The organism is Exiguobacterium sp. RIT594 (genome assembly GCF_003339585.1).
GTDB lineage: Bacteria > Bacillota > Bacilli > Exiguobacteriales > Exiguobacteriaceae > Exiguobacterium_A.
In genome coordinates, this window is the sequence record NZ_QPKF01000004.1 from 37,789 (window position 1) to 62,695 (window position 24,907).

The following is a 24,907-nucleotide window of genomic DNA, read 5'->3' on the forward strand; positions in this document are numbered from 1 at the left end:
TATGAATGGATGAACAAAGAACATTACAAGATATTCTTGAAGAAGAATTTGATGATTTCACAAATGAAGAAAAATTAGTATTCTCAAAAATCCTAAATTTAGAGGATATTTACTTAAGTACAAAAAGTGGAACTAACGGAGAGATTGTAGCAGAAATTGTACGTCTTCTGAAAGGGTTGTATAACTAATGATTATAAAAAAAATAGTATTAAATAATTTCAGACAGTATTATGGTGAACAGTCTTTAAGTTTTGCCTATGGAGAAACCGATAATGTAACAGTTATACATGGTGAAAATGGATCTGGAAAGACGGCATTAATTAATGCTTTCTTGTGGGTTTTATATGGAAAACCTCTCAACTTACCCAATCCGAACGAAATTATAAATAGAAGATTTGCCCGAGAATCTATGTTAGTTGGACTATCCGAAATTAGTACCTCAGTGAAGCTCTTTTTTAACGATGGAAATCATCAATTTGAGATTGAACGATTTTTAAATCATAAGTTTGATGGAGTTACTTATACACCCTTTAAAAAATCAGAAGTGCTTTTGAAAAGAATTAATGAACTAGGGGAAGGTGAAATCATAAAAAGTGTTACCGATACAATCGATAAAATTATTCCACAAAAACTAAGTTCTTTTTTCTTCTTTGACGGAGAGAGAATCGATAATTTAGGTAAACAAAGAGCTAAAACTGAAATCAAAGATTCAATTAAGTTAATGATGGGCCTCGATCTATTTGTATCAGCTAAAAAAGATCTTCGATCAGCTAAAAATAAACTTCAAGGAGAGCTTGCACAGAAAAATGGAGGAGAATATGAAGAGTTAATAAATAAAAGGGGAATTCTATACAATGAAAAAGAGTTAATAGAAAAAAAACTTTTAGATACTAGAGACAACACAGTAGCATTACAAGAAGAGATTAAAGTGATTGACGAGAAGCTACAAGCAGATGCAGAAATTGGTGCGTTACAAATTGAGTATGATTCAAAGAAAAAAGAACTAGAACGATTACAAAAAAATTTAACTTTGATTGAAACTGAGTTAGCAAAGTTATTAAGTAGTAATGGTCATCTTGTCATTGCTCTACCATTAATTCAACAAATTGAACTAAAATCTGAAAACGATGATCGAATTGAGTCTTATATAGATGAAGAATTCCTAGAAAAGCTTGAACAAGAAGAAATTTGTATCTGTGGTCGTCCCATTTCGGAACACGAAAAAGAGCATATTATGCATTTGAGAAAGTCGTCCATTTATTCACAAGATAATGGGATTAATGTTTTGCATAAAAAAATGAGTATTATTAAAGAAAAAAGAAATGGCATATTTGAACAAGTACGTGCTTACTCAAATCAAAGAAATCAGCAACTAAAAGATATCATGACAGTGCAACAAGAAATTGCAGAGCTAAATATAAGTAAAAGTACGAGAAACAATCCAGAACTAGTTGATTTGCAAAAGAAGTTTACACAACTTGAAAGTTCTATTCAAGAACAAAAAGCTATGATTATTTATTACGAAAAACAACGGGAAGAGTTAACACTAAAAGTTGATTTGCTCGAAAAACAGATCATTAAAAAAGAAAGAGAAAATTTAAAGGAGTTAAATCTTCAAAATAGCTCGAATACAGCAATGAAATTTGAAAGCGTGATTGACCGCCTTCTCAAATTTCAGGAAGAAGATATAAGAAAACGTCTTGCCTTTCAAATTAAAGAAGTATTCTCTAAATTCCTAAGGAAAAACTACAACGTAACAATGACAAATGAATATGAATTGATTGTTACTGACAGTGGACATGAAGAAGTGGGAATGTCTCAAGGAGAAGGCCAATTAACAAGTCTTGCATTTATTGGCGCTATCGTTGATATGCAACGTAAAAAAGCAGAAAAACCGAATGGTGGTCTTCAAATAAAAGGTGCGAATATGAAAGCCGTATATCCACTTGTGATGGATTCTCCGTTTGGTGCACTAGACGCGGATCACAGAAAACGTGTTGCAGAAGGTATACATCAGCTATCTGATCAAGTAATCGTCATTGTATCTACCTCTCAATGGGACGGTGAAGTAGAGAATCAGTTAAATAAGCATGCAGGTAAAGAATATACACTCCGTTACATTGAAGACAATAATAATTTAGAATATACACAAATATTGGAGGGGAGAATCTAAAATGAGACTATCCCGGAGTTTGGAACAACAACGTGAATACGATGAATTACATCGTGATGGAGAGTTCGGTTTTTTCAATACGTTTAAGGATATTTTTATGGCAGGATTAATGATAGGGCGTGAAACCGGAAAAATTATTTCATTTAAAAGAGGGAAAAATGCAGAAGCTTTCAACGAATCCGTTTTTTCAAGTGATGATGAGCTTCTAATCAATTCAATTATTTATGATGAATTTGGAGAAGGTGAGCCTAGTAAAGAAGAGCTTCAAAGAATCGAAAATTATGCTGCGGGTGGAGTTTCTTATCTGTATGAAATATTGATTAAGAATAGTGGAAGCAACGCTATAGATCGATATATTGAATTGTTATATGATTTCAAGGATGAGGAGTCTTTAGAGAACTATAGAAACCGTTTAGTAACAGAAACTCTCTATAAAGATCATCTTTAATGTTAACGAGTAAAACTCTAAACTTTTGCTTACACGCATAAAGTTTAGAGTTTTTTATTTGGAGTCCATATATTAAATCCATTCTGAATAGCGTATTCATATGTATAGTTTAATTTCTTTTCAGTATAATTTTTCATATAAGTTGTATGAGTCAATTTTTTATTGCGATCAATTAGGTTATATAAAAATTCTATTTCTGCAATTCGATTATTTTTACTTGAGTTACAACTTGGGCAGGATAGTACGAAATTCCAAAGCACGTCGTTCTGAGTATAGGACCACGGAATGAAGTGATCTACATGGATTTTTTTTAGCGGTTTGCGGCAATAAAAGCAGTTAGTCTGACCGTGTTGTAAAAGGATTTTTTTGAACTCACCTAGCGACTGTCGTGCTGACACAAATTCAACTTTACTTAAGATACTTTTCATCAGTTCACTTGAATTATATTTCTCTAAAAAAATGGATAATTGATAATTTGTAACATTCATCAAAATCCTTTTATATTTTTCGAAAAAGACAATGTAAATAGGAACTAATTTAACCCATTCTTCTTTTTTATTAAAAGAATAAATAGTGCCGTTAAAAGATGAATAAAATGAACCGTAGACATACTTTTTATAGACTATATTAATGTTTTTACTGAGCTCAGATTGCTGAGATTCTGATAAGTTTTCAAAATTCCATTCTGAAGGGATACTATATTTCATTTGAAAATTTTTTAGTACTTTTTCTATAGAGCTTTCTCCAGTTTTAATATTAACTTGACGTAATTCATTCGTAATCACTAAGTTCCAATAAATCTTTGCGACATGTTTGGAAATTTCTAAGAAATCTATTTTTCCTGTTTCATCGATTTCGGTTGTACACTCTAATAGTGATTTCATTAGTATATGTTTATAGGTAGTTGTATACGTTGCATTCATTAAAAATTGCTGTGTCAGGCGCCATAAATCACTCTCTGTCAAATATTCCTCATTTGCTTCTGCAATGTCTAGTCTCCATCCCAATAGAATTACCTCCTAATAAGACAATCTACATCTAGTTTTTTAATGGATACTTCTCTTCATTCTTCCTAATCTTATCTACCACAATCTCTTCTACATCTACATTCAACTCACTACACAACGTCAATGCATAAATCAACACATCGGCAATTTCCTCTTTAATATTTTCCTGATTTTCTTCCCACGCTTCTTCGCTGGTCCGCCACTGGAAGGCTTCGAGTAACTCGGATGCTTCGATGGACAGAGAAATCGCTAAATCTTTTGGGTTATGGTGTGGTCGCCAGTTACGTTCGTCACGGAAGTCATCGATTTTTTGTACTAACGCTTTGATTTCGTTCATAGTTATGTCTCCTTTAGTTGTAATAATCGTGCGCGTAATTGAGGATTGGTTGCGTACAGATAAAGCCCTTTGACGCCACGCTTCAACAGGATGTTCAGGGAGTTCAAAATGATTTCTTCCTTGGCACGTTCGTTTTCTGACCGACTCAAGTCTTGGCGGGAAACAAATGCTCCGGTGTCTTTATATGACGTTGGATCGAGCTTCAATTGTTGAGTTGTTTCATCATACTGAATCGACGGACCGAGGACGACACCGACGTAGTTTAAATCAAAGCCTTGAATGGTATAGATCGACCCAACTTCTTGAATCGTTTCCGGTTGTTCTGCCCATGTTGTATGGGGATAAGTACGATTCCACGGAAGGTTGATTCCGCCTTCGTCAACAAAGTAGTCGGCCCCATCTTTTTTATGCAGGTAGTCAAACGTCGAGACGATTCGGGATAGTCCGTGCTGTTCGTTTTTCGAGAAAATCGCCTGCTTAAAGACTTCCGGGTCCTCGAAGATCTGTAAATCATAATTTGAATCACTCGGAATCGGTAAGAGCTCGCGTTCTACCAGCCGATTGATCCAGTGCAATGTCTGCGGACTCGCTTGCATCCGGAATTGATTGGATAATTGCAGCGTCTTTGTCGAAAAAGGACCGACGATGTCTTGCAATGTCATACGTCCCCAGTGACTTTTAATCTTGAGGACCTGTTTCGGATCAAAGATCAGAATCGTGATTTTACTGCGTGTAATGATTTCATGTAGTTGATTTTGTTGGTGGAAATTGTTGTAGGCATCTTCTTTTGTAAGTAACAGATGGGCTTCGTCCACGAGCACGATGTCAGCAGTCCGCTTTTGTTTATCTAATGTATTTAAGAAGGGGGTTGGCTTTTGAAACTGCTTTTTCTTTAAGTTTGGTAGACTGCCGGCAATCGATTTATACGTCTTGAGCATTTCGCCGTGGTTGACGAGCAGATAGTTATCTGTCTGATGCAGTGCGGAATCTGTTTCTTTCGATAAATCCTGAATCGTATTGAACAAGGAGCTGAGTAAGACACTTTTTCCTGTTCCGGCGTCGCCTTCAACAATAAAAACATGGTGCCCCGTTTCGGTGATTTTGGTTTTACAAAATTTTAAGATTTCCTCTTTGACCTCCAGTTGTTGCTCAGACAATTCACGAAACGGAGAGAGTTTGTAGACGTCTTTGTTTCGTAACTGATCGAGTGTTCCTTCCGCAATTTGCTCCTCGCGTAACTGTTGCCAAATGTTTTCAAAAACCGTCTCATTGAAAAAATTTTTTCGGAAATAGTTGTGCATCTGACGGGAGACGGTTTGGCTGACATTTTGCAATGTATAGCGACCATCCGCAATTAAAAAGTTAATCAAATTGGATTCGATATTGTAAGTAGCCGATTGGTTAAACTGTTCATGCCCAATTAAAATCGATTCGTCGAGCTGCTTCCGACGAGGATCTTTTAAATGGGCTTTTAACCGTTGATTTTTTTGAACTGTTTGTCCGACGTAAGCTTGTGCTTTTGACCGATTATACAACAGATAAACGATTGGATAATTGTCTATGTAGAGCGTTCGACTACGCGTTAAATCAGCGTAGTTAAACCGGTACTTTTCAAAATAAAGTTTCTCCAAAACATGTGTCCATCCTTCCAGTGACGTTACAAGGTATGTAAAAAGTAGTTCTTATTAAATATAGCATGATGAATGAATAATTGTTATTTAAAGGGAATTTGGTTGGGCTTATCCTGAATATACTAGGTTATTTACTTTAAAATGTTTATTTGAGAAGGGGGATGAAGCATGAAAATCTGTCAGTCTTCCAACTGGATAACAATCTGTGCAAATGTTAAGAAATCATCTATGTGCTTCTCTAAAATAGCCTGGAGAATATTTAAATCAAGTGACGGGTAGTCATGGATTGCGATAGTACAAAATCCCATCATATTCATTAGGCTAGTAGATATGGAAGAATTGATAAAGTGTGCTTTCTCTAATAGTTTAAGTCCATCCTGACTCGCTTTAGGTAATCCCAGTTTTCGTGTACTTACAACATACATCGCCATATCAATAGAAGCTTGGCATATCCGTTGCAAATTTAAGATGATGCTATCTTGTCTGGTTAAATCACTTAAATTTTTGGAGTCATTATTGTAGACTTCGTTCATTCTAATGATGCAACGTTTGATTGTCGCTTGTTTTTGTAAAAGGATCTCGTTCATTTCTTGAGACACCTCCTTTCTTACACAGTAGATAATGGGACATCTGATTTTAACCATTCTATAACATCGTGAAAAAAATCGGTATGATCTAAAAAAAAGTAAAATCCGACGAAATCCGTCAGATCTTACTTTTTATCAAGAATGCATACCCGTCACTCGACTCCTGCAGGAAAAAGCGCAGGGATCTGCGCTGTCAGAGGCAAACAAGACCCGAGTCCGTGTCCGGAGGACAAAGGAGGCGCGGCTTGTGCCTCGCCTGAGGAAAGCGAGTGAAAGGGGAAGCATGACGTAGCGAGCACTTATGCTGTCACTTCACTGACTTCGTGATTGAGCTGCCACTGCACACCAAACGGATCTTCGACGATGCCGTAGGCTTCACTCCAAAACGTTTTTTGGATCGGCATGATGACATTGCCATCTTGCGCCAGCTTATCGAATGTCTCGTGAATGACTTGGACGTCCGACAGATGCAGAGCCAGCGTGACGTTTTGTCCGATCGTCACCGGATCGTGCGGCATGGCGTCGGAAAACATGACGCGTGTACCATGAACAATCAATTGTGAATGCAGGACAAGCGATTGGACGTCTGGTGCGAACGGTTGACCGTCCGGACCATTGCCGGGACCAAACTCCATGATGTCGGGGATGTCCTGACCAAAGATGTTGGCATAATAATGGATCGCCTCACGGGTATTGCCATTGAACACAAGGTAGGGAGTAATCGGCATATAGATGCTCCTCTCAATTTTAAGCACGATTGGCTGATACTTATATTATACCAAACATTTGTTCTTATTTAAAGGTTTGTGGGATGAAATATGAAAGCGGTATCATTTATTTTGCGAATTCCGATTAAATTCTAAAAAAATGGTTGTATCTTTCCAAATCGCAGTCTATACTAAATTTATCGAAAGCGCTTTCGGTGAAATGGAGTGGTTACATGGGTACAATTTATGATTTAGCGAAAATAACCGGTTTTTCGATCACCACGGTCTCAAAAGCCTTAAATAACTATTCCGACGTCAGTGAGAAGACAAAAGCAAAAATCGTTCAGGCAGCAGCCGATATGGGCTACTTGCCGAACGCCCACGCCCAGTCGCTCTCAACGAAACGGTCCTGGACAATCGGCGTCATGTTCTCGGAAGCACACGGCGTCGGGATGATGCATCCGTTCTTTAACGCGATCATCGAAAGTTTCCGAAAAGCAACAGAGCAACAAGGTTATGACTTAATCTTCGCTTCAAGGAATTTACGCAATCGGGACATGAGTTATCTCGAGCATTTCCGGCATCGGGCGGTCGACGGCATCGTCGTCATCTGTTCCGATCAAATGGACCAACACGTTCAGGAATTGATTCAAAGTACGATTCCAATCGTTGTCGTTGATATGGACAGCACCGATTGTAGTGTCGTCTTCTCGGATAATCTGACCGGTGGCGAACTTGCTGTCAATCACTTATACCAGCTCGGTCATCGACTAATCGCCCATATCGCGGGGGATACGACGACTGACGCAGGGTCGGCACGAATCGAAGGGTACAAACAAGCAATGGGACATTTAGGATTACCGATTCCTGATGAATATATCGTCAGCGGAGGATTCTTTTCGGTTGAAGAAGGAAAACAGGCGATGCAAGAGTTACTCGCACTGCCGGAACGACCAACGGCTGTCTTTGTTGCAGGTGACCAAATGGCAATCGGTGCAATCGACGCGATTCATGAAGTCGGTTTACGGATTCCAGAAGATCTTTCGGTTGTCGGCTATGATGACATCGAACTGGCCAAGTTCATTACACCAAAGCTGACGACGGTCCGGCAAGATACGGACACGATCGGGCAGCATGCAGCAAACCTTTTGATTGAACAAATCGTCAACAAAAAGCGGGTCATGACGACGGATATCATTCCGGTCGACTTGATCGTCCGCCAGTCGACGGGACCTGTCAAAGCATAATCACTTTTTCGAAATCGCTCTCGCAGGTTGTCTTCGAGAAAACGCGAGAGCGGTTTCGAAATCCATACTATATTTTTTTGTACGTTTCCGAAAGGGCTTTCGGAACTTTTTTCAGACCATTTACGAAAGCGCTTTCGATATTTTTGAATAATAAATGAGACCGCTTACTTAGGGGACTACTAAAACCAGACAAGGATGGGATGACATGAAGAAGAAGTTTGTCAGCGTATTAACAATCGGCGCATTAACAGCAAGCGTTTTAGCAGGATGTTCAGGCGGCGAAGAGGAAAAAACGAGCGGCGGCAAGGAAGTTCTTAAAATCTGGTCGTTTACGGATGAGTTAAAAGAACCAATCAAAAAGTTCGAAGAGAAAAACGGTGTCAAAGTCGAATTGACGATTGTTCCGATCGCGGATTACCCGACAAAATTAAAACCGGCACTTGAGAGCGGCGTCGGTGCACCGGATATCTTCACAGGTGAGATTGCCTTCTTAAAACAATGGGTCGATGCCGGCTACTGGGCAAACCTCTCGGAAAAACCGTTTAACGCAGGCGAAGTCAAAGATGATTATATCCCGTACGTCTATGACATGGGGAAAGACAAAGACGGTAACGTTCGTGCCTTGTCATGGCAAACGACACCAGGTGGCGTCTACTACAAACGAAGCATCGCGAAAAAAGTTCTCGGCACAGATGATCCAAAAGAAATCGGTGCGATGATGAACTCGATGGACGGCGTCTTCGAAGTCGCTGAGAAGATGAAAGGCAAAGGCTACAAAATGTTCCCGGACGAAGGATCGATCCGCTGGTTCGCACAAGGAAATGAGCCGGAAGCCTGGGTCAACGACAAACAGGAACTCGTCGTGACGGAAGACAAGAAAAACTACATGGATTACGCAAAAGAATTACGGACAAAACAATACACAGCACTTGCGCCGGAATGGTCTCCATCATGGTTCGCCGGAATGGATAAACCGGTCAAAGTCAAAGAAAACGGCAAAGAAACTGAAACAGAAATCTTCTCATATGTCCTTCCGACATGGGGCTTACACAGTGTCTTAAAAGAAAACGCGAAGAAATCAGCCGGTGACTGGGCTGTCACAAGCGGACCGAGCCCATACTTCTGGGGCGGTACTTGGTTAGGAGTCTACAAAGATTCGAAGAAACAAAAGCTTGCATATGATTTCGTTAAGATGATGACGCAAGACGAAGAGTTCCTGACAGACTGGGCGAAAGAAACAGGCGACGTCCTCGCTTACAAACCGGTTACGGACAAAATCAAAACCGACTTCAAAGATGAGTTCCTCGGCGGACAGAACAACTACGAGTTCTTCCTTGATCAAGCAGACAAGATCACACCGGGAATCGTGACGAAGTACGACCAACAGCTCGACACATTGTACGGTGCGTCGGTCATGGAGTATGTCCAAGGCAAAAAATCAAAAGACGAAGCACTTGCTGAATTCTACAAAAAAGTCAAAAATGCGTATCCGGACGTTAAAGTACCGGAATAAGGAGTCTAGGTGGGGCGATCCTCGCTTCACCTTTTCTTATTTAAGAAAGGGGTTTGACCTGTGAAAAAACTCGACCGCCATGGTTATCTGTTCATCGCACCGTTCTGGATCGTCTTCTTGATCTTCAGCATCTATCCGGTCGCGCTGACGTTCTATTACAGTTTTACGAACTACACAGGCGCAGAAGGCGAACAACTCGTCGGACTCGCGAACTATACGCGTTTGCTCGGAGATACGTACTTCATTGAAGCATTCTTCAATACGATCAAGATTTGGGGACTGAATTTCATCCTGCAAATCGGCGGAGCGTTGATGCTCGCCTTACTGTTCTCGGATTTACAGCTCAAGCTCAAGGGTCTCGCCTTTTTCCGCGCGACATTCTACTTGCCGAACTTGATTACGATCAGCTCGGTTGCCTTGCTGTTCGGTATCCTGCTCGACTGGCAGCACGGTTCACTGAACATGATGCTGATGAAAATCGGTTTGATTTCCGAGCCAATCAACTGGTTGACACAACCGGTTACGGCACAAATTTCCGTCTCCCTCATCCTGACCTGGATGTGGCTCGGTCACTCGTTCATCGTCGTCATGGCCGGCGTATCCGGCATCTCGAAGGATTATTTCGAAGCGGCACTGATTGACGGTGCGACACGCTGGCAAATCTTCTCGCGGATTACGTTGCCGCTCTTAAAACCGATACTGCTCTACATCATGATCACGTCACTGATCGGCGGACTGCAATTGTTCGATTTACCGATGTTGATCACGGACGGTGTCGGTGCGCCGGATGGTGCCCTGAACACGATGGTGCTTTATCTCTACAACCAAGCCTTTAAGTACAACAACTATGGCTACGCCGCTGCTGTCGCATACGGATTGTTTGCCATCACGCTCGTCTTTTCAATTATCGTCTTCAAAGGGATGTTCCGAAAAGAACGTTCACCGAAAGGAGCCTGACCGATGGAACGAAATGCAGAAGCACGTCGGATCGTGCCACAAACGGAGGATCAACCGGATCGTTCAGAACGTCCGCTGAAGTTGACGCCGCCGCCGAAACAGAAAAAAGCCTGGTTCGGCAAGAGTGTCATCTATATCGCGCTCATCGCGTTGACAATCGCCTGTATCATTCCGTTCTTGATGATGATCATTAACGCGACCCGCTCGAACGAAGAAGTGTTATCCGGTTTCTCATTGATTCCAGGCAACTCGCTCGCTGAAAACTATGCCGCCTTAAGTTCATACGTCAACATCTGGTCCGGCTTTAAAAACAGTCTCATCATCGCCGTTCTCGTGACCGTCTTATCGGGTTACTTCTCGGCGATGACAGCATTCGGATTTGCGTTTTACCAGTTCAAAGGAAAAAACGTCCTGTTCGTCTTCATGCTCGTCATGATGATGATTCCGGGCCAACTCGGATTGATCGGATTTTACGAACTCAGCAAGAACTTAGGACTGCTCGACAGCTTCATCCCGTTGATCGTTCCGGCGATTGCTAGTCCGTTCACGGTGTTCTTCGTCCGTCAGTATTTACAGACGGTCATGCACCCGAGTTTGATTGAAGCAGCACGGATGGATGGTGCGAGCGAAATGCGTATCTTCCACACGATTGCCTTGCCGATGATGATGCCAGCGATCGCAACGATGTCGATCTTTACGTTCATCGGTTCATGGAACAACTACATCATGCCGCTCGTCCTGCTGTTCTCACCGGAAAAGTATACGTTACCGGTCTTGATGGGCTTCCTCAAAGGATCACAAGTCGCGGAAAACCTCGGCTCGCTGTATCTCGGAATCGCGATTTCCGTCGTACCGATCATGATCGCCTTCCTGTTCCTCTCGAAATACATCGTCAGCAGCATCTCAGCTGGTGCCGTCAAAGAATAAACTATTAAAGGAGCTTACATCTATGAAATTTGCACCGAACTTCGTCTTCGGGACGGCGACGTCCTCGTACCAAATCGAAGGCGCACACGACGAGGGTGGCCGTACCCCGTCAATCTGGGATACATTCTGCGATACGGACGGAAAAGTTTTCGAAAAGCACAACGGGGATGTCGCTTGCGACCATTACCACCGGTTTGAAGAAGACATCCAGCACATCAAACAGTTAGGCGTCGACACGTACCGCTTCTCGATTGCCTGGCCACGGATCTTCCCGAGCAAAGGGCAGTTTAATCCGGAAGGCATGGCGTTTTACAAGACACTCGCTACACGTCTGCAGGAAGAAGGCATCAAACCGGCTGTCACACTCTACCACTGGGATCTTCCGGTCTGGGCGTACGACGAAGGCGGCTGGGTCAACCGTGACTCGGTCGACTGGTTCCTCGACTTCGCCCGTGTCTGCTTCGAAGAGCTCGACGGGATCGTCGACTCATGGATCACGCACAACGAACCATGGTGTGCCGGCTTCTTGAGCTATCACCTCGGACAACACGCGCCGGGACATACGGATATGAACGAAGCCGTCCGTGCCGTCCACCACATGCTGTTGTCACACGGAAAAGCCGTTGAACTGTTGAAAGGGGAATTCCAGTCCACGACACCGATCGGCATCACGCTGAACTTGGCACCGAAGTACGCAAAAACGGATTCCGTCAACGATCAGATTGCGATGAACAATGCCGATGGGTATGCGAATCGCTGGTTCCTTGATCCGATCTTCAAAGGACAATATCCAATCGACATGATGAACCTGTTCTCGAAATACGTTCATACGTACGACTTCATCCAGGCGGGAGACCTCGCGACGATTTCGACGCCATGTGATTTCTTCGGGATCAACTTCTACAGCCGGAACCTGGTTGAGTTCAGTGCCGCAAATGATTTCTTACACAAAGACGCGTATTCGGATTACGATAAGACCGGCATGGGCTGGGATATCGCTCCAAGTGAGTTCAAAGACCTGATCCGTCGCCTTCGTAACGAATACACGGACTTACCAATCTTTATTACGGAAAATGGCGCTGCGTTTGACGATCAGCTCGTCGACGGACAGATTCACGATCAAAACCGGATCGATTACGTCGAACAGCATTTGCAAGCCGTGTCTGACCTAAATGAGGAAGGCATGAACATCGCCGGCTATTATCTCTGGTCGCTGCTCGATAACTTCGAATGGAGTTTCGGCTACGACAAACGATTCGGCATCATCTACGTCGATTTCGATACACAGGAACGAATCTGGAAAGACAGCGCGCATTGGTATGCGAATGTCATCCGGACGCATAAGGCAGCACTTCCGCAAGAAGCGTAACGTCGTCGAACAGGCAAGGTCGAATTGATCGTCTTGCCTGTTTTTTTCATTAAGAAGGAGGAATTACAGATGAAGAAATGGCTCGCAGTTGCCCTCGGAACGGGACTCGTCCTGTCATACGCCGGGACCGGTCATGCCGAGAAGGCGGACAAAAAAGATAATACGAAATGGAAAATGGTCTGGTCCGATGAATTCACGAAACAACAGCTCGACCGGACGAAGTGGACGTATGATACCGGGAACTGGATTGTGGATCAAAATGGAAGCGTTATCAGTCCGGGCTGGGGCAACAACGAAAAACAATACTACACGAACAAAACCGACAATTCCTTTATCCGGGACGGCAAACTCGTCATCCGGGCTCAGGAAGAAAAAACAACGGATGCCCTCGGAACGTACGACTATACATCAGCTAAATTAAAGACAAAAGGCTTATTCAGCAAGACATACGGGCGTTATGAAATCAAAGCCAAATTGCCGACCGGCAAAGGATTATGGCCGGCGTTCTGGATGTTGCCGGAGCAAGACAAGTACGGTGCCTGGGCCTCGTCCGGTGAAATTGATGTCATGGAAGCCTGGGGCAGTCAGCCGGATAAAGTTGCCGGGACAATCCACTATGGCGAGAACTGGCCGAACAATAAATATACCGGTAAGGATTATCATTTCCCGGACGGCGGACGGATTGACCAGTGGCATACGTATGCGGTCGAGTGGGAGCCGGGCGAACTCCGCTGGTACGTCGATGGCAACCTTTATCAAACACAAAACGACTGGTACAGCAAAGGCAAAAACACGGCAACCAACTACAGTTATCCGGCACCATTCGACCAAAACTTCTATCTCGTGATGAATCTCGCGGTCGGCGGCTGGTTTGACGGCGAAGTCGATGCAACGACGAAGTTCCCGGCTGAAATGGAAGTCGATTATGTCCGCGTCTATGATTTACAGAACCGCGACTATCGCGAACCGGTCGAGCCGGTTTATGAAGATGTGACGTTACCGGACGGGGCGAAACAGCCGTTAGCAGACGGCAACCTCGTCTATGATCAAGCGTACGAAAAAGCGATCAAGACAATCACCGACGGCGCACAAGTCCTTGACCCGACGTACTGGAACTATGTGACGTTACCGGACTTCGGTGGCAAGGGATCGGTCAACGTGACGGAGCAGGACGGGACCCGCTTTGCGAATGTCACGATCGACCAACCGGGCGCCCAAAACTATGCTCACCAGTTGATTCAAAAGATTTCCCTCGCTCAAGGCGGACGCTATGAAGTCAGCTTTGACGCCAGCAGTGAAGAAGCACGGACGATCGTCGCGAAAGTCGGCGGCGGGGCGGAACGCGGCTACACAAAATATTCGAATGAAGAAGTGATTGATTTGACGCCAACCGTCAAACGGCATACGTTTGCGTTCGATATGGCAGCAGAAACGGATCTTGCGGCACGTCTCGAATTCAACCTTGGTCTGGCGAAAGCCGGCGTCAAAATCGGTAATGTCCGCGTCGAGCAGGTGCCACGCGGTGAAATCGATGAAACGGCAACAAAACCGGCTTTACCGGACGGTAATCAGATCTACAACGGGACGTTTGACCAAGGGGCGATGGACCGCCTGACGTACTGGCAGTTTGATGCCGGTCAGACCAAAGGCACGGGAACGGTTGACCCGGTGACACGTGACTTTACGTTCAAGACCAATCCGGCAAAAGGACAGGCCGCGACATTGACACAACGTGGCGTCCAATTAAAAGAAAATCATCAGTACGTCTTACGGTTTAAAACGAAAGCCGAACGGATCAAAGAACTGCAAGTCAAGCTGACGAATGCGGACGGAACGGTTTCTTATCTGCCGACGCATGACGTACCGGTGACAAAAGCGGCAACGACAGTCGAAGTACCGTTTACGATGACACAGGCAACGGATTTAAACAGCCGACTCCAGTTCAATTTCGGGACGGCAAAAGGTGAAGTGACACTGGATGACGTGGAGCTGGTTGATGTCACACCGGTCGAAGTCGACCGGTCGCCGCTCAAAAACGGTTCGTTTGCGGACGGACTGAACTTCTGGAGTTCGTATGTCCATTATGACGCGCAAGCCGTCGTTTCGAACGTCAATGACGCAGCGAAACTCGCCATCACGTCAGAAGGACAGGAACCATGGAGCGTTCTGCTTGAGCAAGGTAACTTACAGCTCGTCAAAGGGCAAACGTACCAACTGACGTTTAAAGCATCGTCGACAGTTGCCCGACCACTTGAAGTGACCGTTGAAAACGCAGCGTATACACGTTACTTCAGTGAAATCGTCGAACTCGGCATGGAAGCAAAAACATATCAGTTTGACTTTACGCTCGGTCAGGATGATACAGCCGGACTGAAATTCCTGCTTGGAAAGGCAACCGGTTCACCGTTCGCGGCACATGACGTGACGATTGATGATGTGAAGTTAGAAGTAAAGTAAAATGAATGATAAAAACATCCAGGGTAATCCTCATTTCTGTAGACGAGGATTACCCTAGATGTTTATTTTTTGTATTAAAAGGGATTTAAAGGCAATTTAGAGAAAGAAAGACTAAGGCAATTTCATACTTAGGAGGAACACCATCATGGTTCGTTCGACAAAACAGTATATCGCTTTATTTATCGTGCTTTTGCTTGCGACAATTGGTGTCAATGCCTGGCCGGCGAGTATTCATCCCGACGGTACGATTGGTCTGCTTCAAATCGTGTCTTCATTTGTCTGGCTGGTCTTTTTAATTGGTTCGGTAATGCTCGTCCGCGAAGAAAAGACAATTTTGTTTGTCTTTAATTACCTGCGTCTTGGGTTTGTTGCCGGTATCGTCGTCTACTTGGTGACGTTTTTTGAACGGTACTGGATGGGCGAGCTTTGGTTTGATATCGTCTCCGGCATTCAATATCCGTTTTATTATTTATTTGCGGTCCCATTGTTCGGCTTCAATGCCTGGTTGGATGCTCCATACGGACACTTTGCGATGTTTACCGGATTTGCTTATATCGTGCTTGCGACCGGTCTAAGTGTTCGCTACAAAAAGCTTGAAGCGAAGCGGTTGCGGTACTGATCGTTATTTATTTTGCAGAAAAGAGATCATTCAACCTAATTTTTAAGGGAGGTCTGTCGCGAAGCGATAGATCTTTTTTTTCGTTCATCGAAACTGTCTGACAAATCATCTCTCTAAAAATCAAAAATTAAAAACAGATTCTAATAAAAATCGCTATAATCAAATTATCACTAATATTTGGAATTTAAAAAACAAGGAGGAATAGACATGAACAAAGCAGTAAAACTCATCATGACAGGTGTACTCAGCCTTTCTTTGATCAGCGTGACTTCAGCTGAAAGCCATGCGGCAACAAAAGCGAAGGCATTCAAGAACTGTACGGAGATGCAGAAGAAATACAAAGGCGGCGTTTCGAAGAAAGCTGGACTTAAAAACCGGACAGGATACGACAAAAAAGGTAAAGCTATCTATAAAGAAACGAAATACAAAGCGTATGTCAGCTTAGCAACGTACAAACTTAATACGAAAAGCGACCGTGACAAAGACGGTATTGCCTGCGAACGCTAAAAAAAGACCCGCTTCCGATTTTTTCGGAAAGCGGGTCTTCGTCTGTTCAGTTGAAGTTTTTCTTGAGGAAGTCCGTTACTTCTTCCGGTGTTTTTGCGTTGGCACTGTGCAAGTGACCCAGTTTCTCGTTGTTTTGGAAGACGAGTAAGCTTGGAATCCCCATGACGACATTGTCTGATGCGATTTCCGGGAATTCATCTTTGTCGATCGTATAGATCGGCAGTTCGCTGAATTGTGATTCGACGTCCGGCATAAAGTAGTCCATCCGTTTACAGTCCGGGCACCAGTCGGCTTCGAACTTGATAATGACCGGTGTTTCGCTTGCGATTAACTCTTTGAATGTATCTTCACTCTTAATGTAGTTACTCATGTGTTAGTTCCCCCTGTTGTTGGTGTGTATCTTTAGTCTACTGATTCCAAGCACAAGATGCACGGATTATGATTGAATAAGGTCCGCGTTCTGCAAAAATGTTGTAGAAGAAAATAACTAAAGTATGCGCAAATTGCACAAGAAGCACCAATAAACGATTAAATATGATTTGCCTTAAGTAAAAACTATTGGTCTTTTGTTAATTAACTAGTTTTAAGCAAAATGATTTCTATAGACCCACTTGATTTTGACCTGTTACGATGAGGTTTGCTAATCGACAGAGCGAGTGGGGGCGACAGAAATGGATCAGCAAAAATATGATAATTTAAAGCTTGGTGAGCGTGGTGCGATCATTAGCATCATTGCCTATATTGTTTTATCAATTGTTAAATTGGTTGTCGGCTACACGGCGGATTCAGCGGCGTTACGAGCGGATGGTTTAAACAATACGACCGATATCATCGCGTCGATTGCCGTCTTGATCGGGTTACGAATTTCAAGACGTCCGGCAGATGACAACCATAAATACGGACACTGGAAAAGTGAGACGATTGCCTCGATGGTCGCTTCCTTCATTATGATGGCTGTCGGACTACAGGTCTTGATCGATACCGTTTCGACGTTGTTCGAAGGAAAACAGGAGTCACCGGACATCGTCGCGGCTTATGTCGGAATCGGTTCCGCCGTTGTGATGTATTTCGTCTATCGTTACAACCGGAACCTGTCGCGAAAAATTAACAGTAAAGCGGTCATGGCGGCTGCAAAAGATAACTTATCCGATGCCTGGGTCAGTATCGGGACGACAATCGGGATTATCGGTTCCCAGTTCGGGATGCCGTGGCTCGATACCGCGACGGCAATCGTCGTCGGATACCTGATTTGTAAAACGGCGTGGGATATCTTCTCGGAAGCGTCCCACGAATTGTCGGATGGATTTGATGAACAGAAGCTGAAGATGTATGAAGATGTGATTTTTGATTTAGAAGGTGTCAAAGGAATCAAGTCAATCAAGGGACGGAATTATGGGAATAATGAAGTCGTTGATGTCGTGATTCTCGTCAACTCGCAATTGAACGTCCATCAAGCCCATGATATCGCGACGAAAGTCGAAGATACGCTGACGGATGAATATGGTGTCTACGATATTCATGTCCACGTTGAGCCGGAATGAAGCAGATAAAAGGAACGATCGTCCTCTGACGACTGTTCCTTTTTTTAATGGAAAGGTTTATGGCCCCTCACTGCAACGTTACGGAATTGCCTTGAAACAGGACCTTCGATGAATGAAATGTCGGAAAATCCGTGTTTTCTTGCGGCAGGAAGGAGTTCGTCTTGGACTAGATCTCTCACGCCGGCCCAAATGACATCATTCTTACCATCACAAAAGGTGATAACAAAATGACCGCCTGGTTTTAAGGCGTGATAGAGAGCAGCCAAGGTGCCGGAGATGTTTTCCCAAAAATAAAGTGTATGTATCGTAAATACCTTATCAAATTGTTCACTTTGAAAAGCTAACTTGTTTAGATCACCGTAAAGAACATGGACCCGTTTGGATTGGATCGCCTCTTTGTTTCTTTTTTGTACCGACCGCAACATAGCAGAAGAAGAATCGATACCGGTAATCTGCTTTGCGTCTGTTTGATGTACAAGTCGTTCGATGGCATAACCTGCACCGCAACCTAATTCTAAAATGCTGTCATCCTTTTGGACAGTCAACAGCTCGATTGTCCATTCTGTTTCAGGTTGGTGCTGCCTGACCATCTTTTCCCCGATATAGGTTCCGAACCGTCCTGTCGGATGTGCGTATTGCTGATCAATTAGACGTTTAATGGATGCAATAATGGTTATCCGCTCCTTCCTCACGATTCTCACAATTTTATTTCTCTTTCATTATACGTGAGATGAATCATGTCCTCATTGCAAATATGTGCATTTTCACATTGTTTCTGCGTTGACATTCAGTCTAAATGGGCGTAATTTAGTTTACATAGATAATCGTTCGATATGGAACGATTCAATATGGAACATGGAGGTGGAAGGATGGAAACAGAGCAAAAAGAGCCGGTTCGTTCAACGGCCATGATGCAGTCGTTTTGGAATGTGCAGCGTCATCTTGTCCGCGCGGCGCATCAGACAGCGCAGGAAAATGGACTCAGTTTACCGCAATTTCACAGCTTGATGACGATTGCCCCAAGAAGTCCAATCACACAAAAGGAACTTGCCGCGTATACGCATTTACCGAAAAGCACCCTCAGTCAATCGATAGAAGGGTTGGTGCAAGCGGAGTGGGTCATCCGGGAAACGAATCCGGACAACCGACGGGAAGTCGTCTTACGTTTAAGTGATCACGGACGGCAATTCGTCGAGACGATCAAACGGCAGGAAGCGGGGATGCAACAACGGCTCGAGCATATCCTCGATCAAATCGATCCTGCCGTCTTTGAGCAGATGTTGCAGACGCATGCGCAGATTGCAGAAGGACTAAAAGAAATTTTGGCACCAGGAAACGGAGGCTGTACAGATGATTAAGTTACTCAAAAATCTGACGACCTATAAATGGGCAGTCTTGGCCGTCTTGATCCTTGTCTTCGCCCAGTCGATGTCGGATTTATACTTACCGACTTTGATGGCCGACATCATTGACAAAGGGGTCGTGACAGGGGATACGGCGTACATTTGGAAAATCGGGGCTGTCATGCTCGGGATTACCGGACTTGGCGCACTCGCGGCGATTGCTGCCAGTTATTATTCCTCGAAAGCTGCGATGGGACTTGGCCGCGATATCCGCCGAAAAGTCTTTAACCACGTCGAACGCTTTACGTTACAGGAGTTTGATCAAGTCGGAACGGCTTCATTGATCACACGGACGACAAACGATATCACCCAAGTTCAGCAGGTCGTCATCATGATGCTCCGGATGGTCGTCAGTGCGCCGATCATGTTCGTCGGTGGACTGATCATGGCGGTTTCGAAAGATGCTAAATTATCACTTGTCATCGTTGCGGCGATGCCGGTGTTGGTCGTCTCGATTCTGTTGATTCTCTGGAAAGGGGTCCCGTTGTTCGGCCAAGTCCAAAAACGGCTTGACCGCTTGAATCTCGTTTTACGGGAAAATCTGACCGGGATTCGTGTCATCCGGGCCTTTAACCGGGAATCCCAGGAGAAAGTCCGGTTAACAAAAGCAAATGCGGATTTAACGGATGTCTCGATCAAGGTCAATAAAATCATGGCCTTTTTGATGCCGGTCATGATGCTCGTGATGAACTTGACGGTTGTTGGTGTCATCTGGTTCGGTGGTATCCGGATTAACAACGGCGGAATGCAGATCGGGGATTTGATGGCGTTCATTCAATACGTCATGCAAATCATGTTTGCCCTCGTCATGGCGTCTGTCATGTTCGTCATGATCCCCCGGGCAGCGGTCTCGGCGAAACGGATTAATGAAGTCCTCGAGATGGAGCCGACAATGGTCGACGCCGGAACCGCTTCTGCGGATAAAGAACGCGGCACGCTTGTGTTTGACGGGGTGACGTTCAGCTATCCGGGAGCCGAGGCACCGGTCTTATCGGATATCAGTTTTACCGCCCGACCGGGTGAAATCACGGCGGTCATCGGCGGAACCGGTTCCGGGAAATCAACGCTCGTCAATTTGATTCCGCGCTTTTATGACGTGACGGCTGGCAGTATCCAAGTCAACGGTGTCGACAGTCAAGCCGTCCCGCAGGAAGAATTACGTTCGAAAATCGGCTTTGTCCCGCAAAAAGCGTTGCTGTTTACAGGGACGATTGCGGATAACATCCGGTTCGGGAAAGAGGACGCGACGGACGAAGAAATCCGGCATGCGGCGCGCGTCGCTCAAGCGACAGATTTTATTGAACGGATGCCAGACCGGTATGACTCAATGATTGAACAAGGGGGATCGAACGTCTCCGGTGGTCAAAAACAACGGCTGTCGATTGCCCGGGCGCTGGTCCGCAAACCGGACATTTATGTTTTTGACGACAGCTTCTCGGCGCTTGACTTTAAAACCGATGCAACGTTACGGAAAGCCTTGAAGCAGGAAACCGAGGACGCGACCGTCCTGATCGTCGCCCAGCGCGTCAGCACCGTCATGGACGCCGATCAAATCATCGTCCTCGAAGAAGGACGTGTGGCCGGCATCGGAACGCATGATGAACTGTATGAAACTAACGAAGTCTATCAGGAAATCGTCAAATCCCAACTGTCAGAGGAGGAGATCGCATGAGTACAAGTACAACAAAACGTCCTGCCGGTGGTCCTCCAGGTGGACCGGGTGGTGGTCCCGGCGGCGGGAACATGATGATGATGGGCGAAAAACCAAAAAACTTTAAAGCGACGTTCCGACGGTTGCTCGGTTATCTGAAACCACGCCGGAACGCTCTCATAGCGGTTTTTGTCGCAGCTATTCTCAGTACGATCTTCATGATTGCCGGACCGAAAATCATGGGGACGGCGATCACGGAACTGTTTGAAGGGGCATACGCCAAGTTCCAGGGCGTACCGGGAGCGGCAATCGACTTTACGAAAATCGGACAGATTTTGCTGTTACTCGCCGGACTGTATGTCATCAGCAGTCTGTTCAGTTACCTGCAACAGTATCTGATGTCCGGGATTGCGCAAAAAACCGTCTATGACTTACGGGAAGATGTCAATCAGAAGCTTGAACGCTTGCCGCTCAAGTATTATGACGGTCGTCCGAACGGGGAGACACTCAGCCGGGTCACGAATGACATCGATACGATCGGGAGTACGTTACAACAAAGTGTGACGTCGTTCATCACGTCGATCGTGACGATTGTCGGGATTTTAATCATGATGCTGACGATCAGTCCGCTGTTGACGTTGATTTCACTTGTCTCGTTGCCAATCTCGATTTTCGCGATTCGTCCGATTTTGAAACGGTCGCAAAAATACTTTGCCGATCAACAACGGACACTTGGACAACTGAACGGTCATGTCGAAGAGATGTATACCGGTCATCCGGTCGTCAAAGCGTTTGGTCATGAACGCAGAGCGGTCGAACAGTTTGATACGGTTAATGAAGAATTATATGAAGCGGGACGAAAAGCCCAGTTCATCTCCGGGATCATCATGCCGATGATGATGTTCATCGGAAATATCAGTTACGTCCTGATCAGTGTCGTCGGCGGGATTCTCGTCACCCAGCGCAGCATCTCAATCGGGGACATTCAGGCGTTCATCACCTATACACGCCAATTCACACAACCAATCACCCAAACGGCTAATATCGCGAACATCGTTCAGTCGACGGTCGCCGCTGCCGAACGGGTCTTTGAGTTGTTGGATGAAGAAGAGGAAGTCAAGGAAGTAACGACGCATCACTTAACAAAAGCCGACGGAGCCGTTGCGTTCGAGCATGTCGACTTCGGTTACGGCGAACAGCTGTTGATTGAAGACATGAACATCGACGTCAAACCGGGACAAACGGTGGCGATCGTCGGTCCAACCGGTGCCGGGAAAACAACGCTGATCAATCTGTTGATGCGCTTTTACGAGTTGAATCGTGGTGTCATCCGGATTGACGGGATCGATACACGGAAGATGTCACGCGAAGATTTACGGACGACGTTCGGCATGGTCCTGCAGGATACGTGGCTCTTTAACGGTACGATCCGTGATAATCTCGCGTACGGAAAAACCGGGGCAACAGAAGACGACATCGTCGAAGCCGCGAAAACAGCCCATGCCGATCACTTCATCCGGACTTTGCCGGACGGTTACGATACTGTCTTAAATGAAGAAGCATCGAATATCTCACAAGGGCAAAAGCAACTGTTGACGATTGCCCGGGCGGTCCTCGCCGATCCGCCAATCATGATTCTCGATGAAGCAACGTCAAGTGTCGATACGCGGACGGAAATATTTATTCAACAGGCGATGAAACGATTGATGGAAGGACGGACAAGTTTCGTCATCGCCCATCGTCTGTCGACGATTAAAGATGCGGATTTGATTTTGGTCATGGATCAAGGGCGGGTCATTGAACAGGGCACACATGAAGCCTTGCTCGAAGCGAACGGCTTTTATGCCGATCTTTACAACAGTCAGTTCTCGGAAAAAGAAGTCGTCTGAGGAAATGGCAGTATCCGATCCGGATGCTGTCTTTTTTTGTGCAATCTTTTTTCTTGCACTCATATACCTAAGGGGGTATATTAATGGCAGAAACTTATTCAGTAAAGGAGCCAACAAGATGAAAAACATGTCAACAAACGAATTAGAAGAGATATTGCAACAAGAAAAAACGATTCAACTGATTGATGTCCGTGAAACGGATGAATACGCCGGCGGTCATATCCGGCAGGCGAAAAACCTTCCGTTATCCGAACTGGCGGAACGGACAAATGAACTGGATGCAGATCGGCCGTTACACGTCATCTGTTTAGCCGGGGGAAGAAGTATGAACGCTTCAATCTATCTCGAACAAGCCGGTTTTGATGTCACGAATGTCGACGGCGGCATGATGAGCTGGCAAGGCGACGTCTCGAAATAATCAATCACACTTATCCGAAGGGGGAACTTCCATGTTATTACGTTACTTTTACGATGAAAAATTAGCCCAAGCTTCTTATCTGGTCGGTTGTCAGAAGACAGGGGAAGCAATCGTCATTGATCCGGCGCGAAATATCGAAGGATATCTCAAAGAAGCGGCCAAAGAAGGATTACACATCGTCGCGACAGCAGAAACACATATCCATGCGGATTTTGTGTCCGGCACACGGGAATTTGCTGAACGGTTTGATACGACGGCTTATCTGTCTGACGAGGGTGATGCCGACTGGAAATACGAATTTGCAGCTGATATCGAAGCGAAACTTGTGACGGATGGAAATCGTTTTAAAGTAGGGAACGTGACATTTGAAGTCATGCACACGCCGGGACATACGCCGGAACACCTCTCATTTTTACTGTATGACCGCGATCAAACGGTTCCGATGGGCATTTTTACAGGAGACTTTGTTTTTGTAGGCGATATCGGTCGTCCGGATTTACTTGAAGAAGCAGCCGGTATTCAAGGGACGACGGCTGTCGGCGCAAAACAGATGTTTGAATCACTTAAACGATTCAAAGAATTACCGGACTTCGTTCAAGTATGGCCGGGTCATGGAGCGGGCAGTGCGTGCGGGAAAGCCCTCGGTGCGGTTCCGACGACGACAGTCGGGTATGAAAAACAGACCAACTGGGCTCTTCAAGTCGAAGACGAAACGGCATTCGTCAAAGAGTTGACGACAGACCAACCGGAACCGCCGAACTATTTTGCGATGATGAAGCGGGTCAACAAAAAAGGAATTGTCGCCACGCCTACGCTTTCGAAACCACGTGTCGCCGATGCGACTGAACTGGAAACGCTTGTCAATACGATGCAGGTCGTTGACACACGCAGCGGAAAATCGTTTGCTTCGGGACATGTGCCGGGGGCGCTCAACATTCCGTACAATTCAAAATTCGTCACATGGGCCGGCTGGCTACTGGACTTTGATCATGATATTGCCGTGATTGCCGAGTCTCGTTTACTGGAAGACATCCAGACCGATTTACAGTCGATTGGTCTCGACCGGTTCGTCACATTGGTGGATATAGCGGATTTGTCACCCGAACAATTGACGGAACAGTATCCGGACTGGAGTGCCGAACAAGCGGTTGAAGCAGCGGAAGCCGGTGAAGTGGTTGTCCTCGATGTCCGCAATAAGACAGAATGGGATGCGGGCCATTATGAGCAGGCGAAACGGATTTTGCTTGGTAAACTGTCCTCACGTTACGAAGAAATTCCGGTCGATCGTCCGGTTGCAGTCCACTGTGCCTCCGGTGTCCGGTCACGAATGGCAGTCAGTGTCTTACAATCACTGGGCATGAAGAATGTCATCAATATTGACGGCGGGTATGCTGCTCTTCAGCCGGTTCTTGACCGACAGGCGTTAACAGAAAAATGACACCACGATACTAAAAAAAAATAGCTTTTCCAAAATGGATGGTTCTAATCAGAATCATCCATTTTTTTAAATACTATTCAC

At 45.1% G+C, this 24,907-nt stretch carries 24 protein-coding genes; 17 read left to right on the forward strand and 7 right to left on the reverse strand.

All coding sequences use genetic code 11. From position 1 onward, the window contains the following. Positions 1-5: 5 nt before the first annotated feature. Genes DVG79_RS12400 through DVG79_RS12410 form a run of 3 tightly spaced genes read left to right on the forward strand, consistent with a single transcriptional unit; the run spans position 6 to position 2,621 of the window. Positions 6-188 carry a hypothetical protein gene (locus DVG79_RS12400; protein WP_114597002.1) on the forward strand — a complete coding sequence of 61 codons (183 nt, stop codon included), beginning with the start codon at positions 6-8 and terminating at the stop codon, positions 186-188. Further along, positions 188-2,173 (forward strand): AAA family ATPase, encoded by a 1,986-nt coding sequence (locus DVG79_RS12405; protein ID WP_114597003.1) that lies wholly within the window; start codon positions 188-190, stop codon positions 2,171-2,173. Before DVG79_RS12400 ends, DVG79_RS12405 begins: the two co-directional genes overlap by 1 nt. 1 nt (position 2,174) lies before the next feature. Continuing rightward, complete coding sequence (locus DVG79_RS12410; RefSeq protein ID WP_114597004.1) at positions 2,175-2,621, forward strand: hypothetical protein; 447 nt, start codon at positions 2,175-2,177, stop codon at positions 2,619-2,621. A 44-nt stretch (positions 2,622-2,665) separates the two neighbouring features. Here DVG79_RS12410 and DVG79_RS12415 read toward each other — a convergent pair whose 3' ends face one another. The 5 genes from DVG79_RS12415 to DVG79_RS12435 form a co-directional block, all read right to left on the reverse strand. Next, positions 2,666-3,628, reverse strand: coding sequence for an HNH endonuclease signature motif containing protein (locus DVG79_RS12415; protein WP_114597005.1), 963 nt, complete (start codon positions 3,626-3,628; stop codon positions 2,666-2,668). Positions 3,629-3,659: 31 nt separating this feature from the next. Beyond that, positions 3,660-3,965 (reverse strand): nucleotide pyrophosphohydrolase, encoded by a 306-nt coding sequence (locus tag DVG79_RS12420; RefSeq protein WP_114597006.1) that lies wholly within the window; start codon positions 3,963-3,965, stop codon positions 3,660-3,662. A gap of 2 nt (positions 3,966-3,967) precedes the next feature. Further along, positions 3,968-5,596 carry a DUF2075 domain-containing protein gene (locus tag DVG79_RS12425; RefSeq protein WP_114597007.1) on the reverse strand — a complete coding sequence of 543 codons (1,629 nt, stop codon included), beginning with the start codon at positions 5,594-5,596 and terminating at the stop codon, positions 3,968-3,970. Positions 5,597-5,775: 179 nt separating this feature from the next. After that, a complete protein-coding gene (gene hepT, locus DVG79_RS12430; RefSeq protein WP_114597008.1) occupies positions 5,776-6,183 on the reverse strand; it encodes a type VII toxin-antitoxin system HepT family RNase toxin in 408 nt (135 codons plus the stop codon). 299 nt (positions 6,184-6,482) lie between these two features. Next, positions 6,483-6,911, reverse strand: a complete 429-nt coding sequence (locus DVG79_RS12435; RefSeq protein ID WP_114597009.1) for a VOC family protein — start codon at positions 6,909-6,911, stop codon at positions 6,483-6,485. A gap of 212 nt (positions 6,912-7,123) precedes the next feature. On the opposite strand from DVG79_RS12435, the gene DVG79_RS12440 reads away from it, so the two are divergent. The 8 genes from DVG79_RS12440 to DVG79_RS12475 all read left to right on the forward strand — a co-directional run bounded on the left by DVG79_RS12440 (position 7,124) and on the right by DVG79_RS12475 (position 16,486). Then, the gene (locus DVG79_RS12440) at positions 7,124-8,137 is read left to right on the forward strand and encodes a LacI family DNA-binding transcriptional regulator (RefSeq protein ID WP_114597010.1); all 1,014 of its coding nucleotides are present in this window, start codon (positions 7,124-7,126) and stop codon (positions 8,135-8,137) included. Positions 8,138-8,342: 205 nt separating this feature from the next. Further along, on the forward strand, positions 8,343-9,650 hold the full coding sequence (locus DVG79_RS12445) for an ABC transporter substrate-binding protein (protein ID WP_026829428.1): 1,308 nt from the start codon (positions 8,343-8,345) through the stop codon (positions 9,648-9,650). 60 nt (positions 9,651-9,710) lie between these two features. Further along, positions 9,711-10,607, forward strand: a complete 897-nt coding sequence (locus tag DVG79_RS12450; RefSeq protein ID WP_114597011.1) for a carbohydrate ABC transporter permease — start codon at positions 9,711-9,713, stop codon at positions 10,605-10,607. A gap of 3 nt (positions 10,608-10,610) precedes the next feature. Further along, positions 10,611-11,534 carry a carbohydrate ABC transporter permease gene (locus tag DVG79_RS12455; RefSeq protein WP_114597012.1) on the forward strand — a complete coding sequence of 308 codons (924 nt, stop codon included), beginning with the start codon at positions 10,611-10,613 and terminating at the stop codon, positions 11,532-11,534. Positions 11,535-11,556: 22 nt separating this feature from the next. Further along, entirely contained in the window at positions 11,557-12,903 is a 1,347-nt protein-coding gene (locus DVG79_RS12460) for a GH1 family beta-glucosidase (RefSeq protein WP_114597013.1), read from the forward strand. 69 nt (positions 12,904-12,972) lie between these two features. Beyond that, a complete protein-coding gene (locus DVG79_RS12465; protein WP_114597014.1) occupies positions 12,973-15,360 on the forward strand; it encodes a carbohydrate binding domain-containing protein in 2,388 nt (795 codons plus the stop codon). A 145-nt stretch (positions 15,361-15,505) separates the two neighbouring features. Then, entirely contained in the window at positions 15,506-15,979 is a 474-nt protein-coding gene (locus DVG79_RS12470) for a hypothetical protein (RefSeq protein ID WP_114597015.1), read from the forward strand. 207 nt (positions 15,980-16,186) lie between these two features. Next, on the forward strand, positions 16,187-16,486 hold the full coding sequence (locus DVG79_RS12475) for an excalibur calcium-binding domain-containing protein (protein ID WP_114597016.1): 300 nt from the start codon (positions 16,187-16,189) through the stop codon (positions 16,484-16,486). 46 nt (positions 16,487-16,532) lie between these two features. Here DVG79_RS12475 and DVG79_RS12480 read toward each other — a convergent pair whose 3' ends face one another. Then, positions 16,533-16,856, reverse strand: a complete 324-nt coding sequence (locus tag DVG79_RS12480; protein ID WP_012369239.1) for a thioredoxin family protein — start codon at positions 16,854-16,856, stop codon at positions 16,533-16,535. A 301-nt stretch (positions 16,857-17,157) separates the two neighbouring features. Here DVG79_RS12480 and DVG79_RS12485 point away from each other — a divergent pair, with 301 nt between their 5' ends. After that, the gene (locus tag DVG79_RS12485) at positions 17,158-18,027 is read left to right on the forward strand and encodes a cation diffusion facilitator family transporter (RefSeq protein ID WP_114597017.1); all 870 of its coding nucleotides are present in this window, start codon (positions 17,158-17,160) and stop codon (positions 18,025-18,027) included. Between the two features lie 44 nt (positions 18,028-18,071). Here DVG79_RS12485 and DVG79_RS12490 read toward each other — a convergent pair whose 3' ends face one another. After that, positions 18,072-18,728, reverse strand: coding sequence for a class I SAM-dependent methyltransferase (locus DVG79_RS12490; RefSeq protein WP_233494598.1), 657 nt, complete (start codon positions 18,726-18,728; stop codon positions 18,072-18,074). Positions 18,729-18,896: 168 nt separating this feature from the next. Here DVG79_RS12490 and DVG79_RS12495 point away from each other — a divergent pair, with 168 nt between their 5' ends. The 5 genes from DVG79_RS12495 (at position 18,897) to DVG79_RS12515 (ending at position 24,826) form a co-directional block, all read left to right on the forward strand. After that, a complete protein-coding gene (locus DVG79_RS12495) occupies positions 18,897-19,385 on the forward strand; it encodes a MarR family winged helix-turn-helix transcriptional regulator (protein ID WP_114597018.1) in 489 nt (162 codons plus the stop codon). Further along, entirely contained in the window at positions 19,378-21,102 is a 1,725-nt protein-coding gene (locus DVG79_RS12500; RefSeq protein ID WP_114597019.1) for an ABC transporter ATP-binding protein, read from the forward strand. Before DVG79_RS12495 ends, DVG79_RS12500 begins: the two co-directional genes overlap by 8 nt. Continuing rightward, positions 21,099-22,970, forward strand: a complete 1,872-nt coding sequence (locus DVG79_RS12505) for an ABC transporter ATP-binding protein (protein ID WP_114597020.1) — start codon at positions 21,099-21,101, stop codon at positions 22,968-22,970. The genes DVG79_RS12500 and DVG79_RS12505 overlap by 4 nt, the downstream gene beginning before the upstream one ends. A 118-nt stretch (positions 22,971-23,088) precedes the next feature. Then, entirely contained in the window at positions 23,089-23,388 is a 300-nt protein-coding gene (locus DVG79_RS12510) for a rhodanese-like domain-containing protein (protein WP_114597021.1), read from the forward strand. Positions 23,389-23,419: 31 nt separating this feature from the next. Next, positions 23,420-24,826 (forward strand): MBL fold metallo-hydrolase, encoded by a 1,407-nt coding sequence (locus DVG79_RS12515; protein ID WP_114597022.1) that lies wholly within the window; start codon positions 23,420-23,422, stop codon positions 24,824-24,826. Positions 24,827-24,907 lie beyond the last annotated feature (81 nt).

What these genes read in the sequence shown, in the direction of transcription:
- DVG79_RS12495 (WP_114597018.1), top strand. Translation starts at nt 18,897, where the DNA reads ATGGAAACAGAGCAAAAAGAGCCGGTTCGTTCAACGGCCATGATGCAG.
- DVG79_RS12505 (WP_114597020.1), top strand. Translation starts at nt 21,099, where the DNA reads ATGAGTACAAGTACAACAAAACGTCCTGCCGGTGGTCCTCCAGGTGGA.
- DVG79_RS12500 (WP_114597019.1), top strand. Translation starts at nt 19,378, where the DNA reads ATGATTAAGTTACTCAAAAATCTGACGACCTATAAATGGGCAGTCTTG.
- DVG79_RS12445 (WP_026829428.1), top strand. Translation starts at nt 8,343, where the DNA reads ATGAAGAAGAAGTTTGTCAGCGTATTAACAATCGGCGCATTAACAGCA.
- hepT (WP_114597008.1), bottom strand. Translation starts at nt 6,183, where the DNA reads ATGAACGAGATCCTTTTACAAAAACAAGCGACAATCAAACGTTGCATC.
- DVG79_RS12410 (WP_114597004.1), top strand. Translation starts at nt 2,175, where the DNA reads ATGAGACTATCCCGGAGTTTGGAACAACAACGTGAATACGATGAATTA.
- DVG79_RS12475 (WP_114597016.1), top strand. Translation starts at nt 16,187, where the DNA reads ATGAACAAAGCAGTAAAACTCATCATGACAGGTGTACTCAGCCTTTCT.
- DVG79_RS12420 (WP_114597006.1), bottom strand. Translation starts at nt 3,965, where the DNA reads ATGAACGAAATCAAAGCGTTAGTACAAAAAATCGATGACTTCCGTGAC.
- DVG79_RS12440 (WP_114597010.1), top strand. Translation starts at nt 7,124, where the DNA reads ATGGGTACAATTTATGATTTAGCGAAAATAACCGGTTTTTCGATCACC.
- DVG79_RS12470 (WP_114597015.1), top strand. Translation starts at nt 15,506, where the DNA reads ATGGTTCGTTCGACAAAACAGTATATCGCTTTATTTATCGTGCTTTTG.
- DVG79_RS12460 (WP_114597013.1), top strand. Translation starts at nt 11,557, where the DNA reads ATGAAATTTGCACCGAACTTCGTCTTCGGGACGGCGACGTCCTCGTAC.
- DVG79_RS12515 (WP_114597022.1), top strand. Translation starts at nt 23,420, where the DNA reads ATGTTATTACGTTACTTTTACGATGAAAAATTAGCCCAAGCTTCTTAT.
- DVG79_RS12510 (WP_114597021.1), top strand. Translation starts at nt 23,089, where the DNA reads ATGAAAAACATGTCAACAAACGAATTAGAAGAGATATTGCAACAAGAA.
- DVG79_RS12455 (WP_114597012.1), top strand. Translation starts at nt 10,611, where the DNA reads ATGGAACGAAATGCAGAAGCACGTCGGATCGTGCCACAAACGGAGGAT.
- DVG79_RS12480 (WP_012369239.1), bottom strand. Translation starts at nt 16,856, where the DNA reads ATGAGTAACTACATTAAGAGTGAAGATACATTCAAAGAGTTAATCGCA.
- DVG79_RS12485 (WP_114597017.1), top strand. Translation starts at nt 17,158, where the DNA reads ATGGATCAGCAAAAATATGATAATTTAAAGCTTGGTGAGCGTGGTGCG.
- DVG79_RS12400 (WP_114597002.1), top strand. Translation starts at nt 6, where the DNA reads ATGGATGAACAAAGAACATTACAAGATATTCTTGAAGAAGAATTTGAT.
- DVG79_RS12405 (WP_114597003.1), top strand. Translation starts at nt 188, where the DNA reads ATGATTATAAAAAAAATAGTATTAAATAATTTCAGACAGTATTATGGT.
- DVG79_RS12435 (WP_114597009.1), bottom strand. Translation starts at nt 6,911, where the DNA reads ATGCCGATTACTCCCTACCTTGTGTTCAATGGCAATACCCGTGAGGCG.
- DVG79_RS12465 (WP_114597014.1), top strand. Translation starts at nt 12,973, where the DNA reads ATGAAGAAATGGCTCGCAGTTGCCCTCGGAACGGGACTCGTCCTGTCA.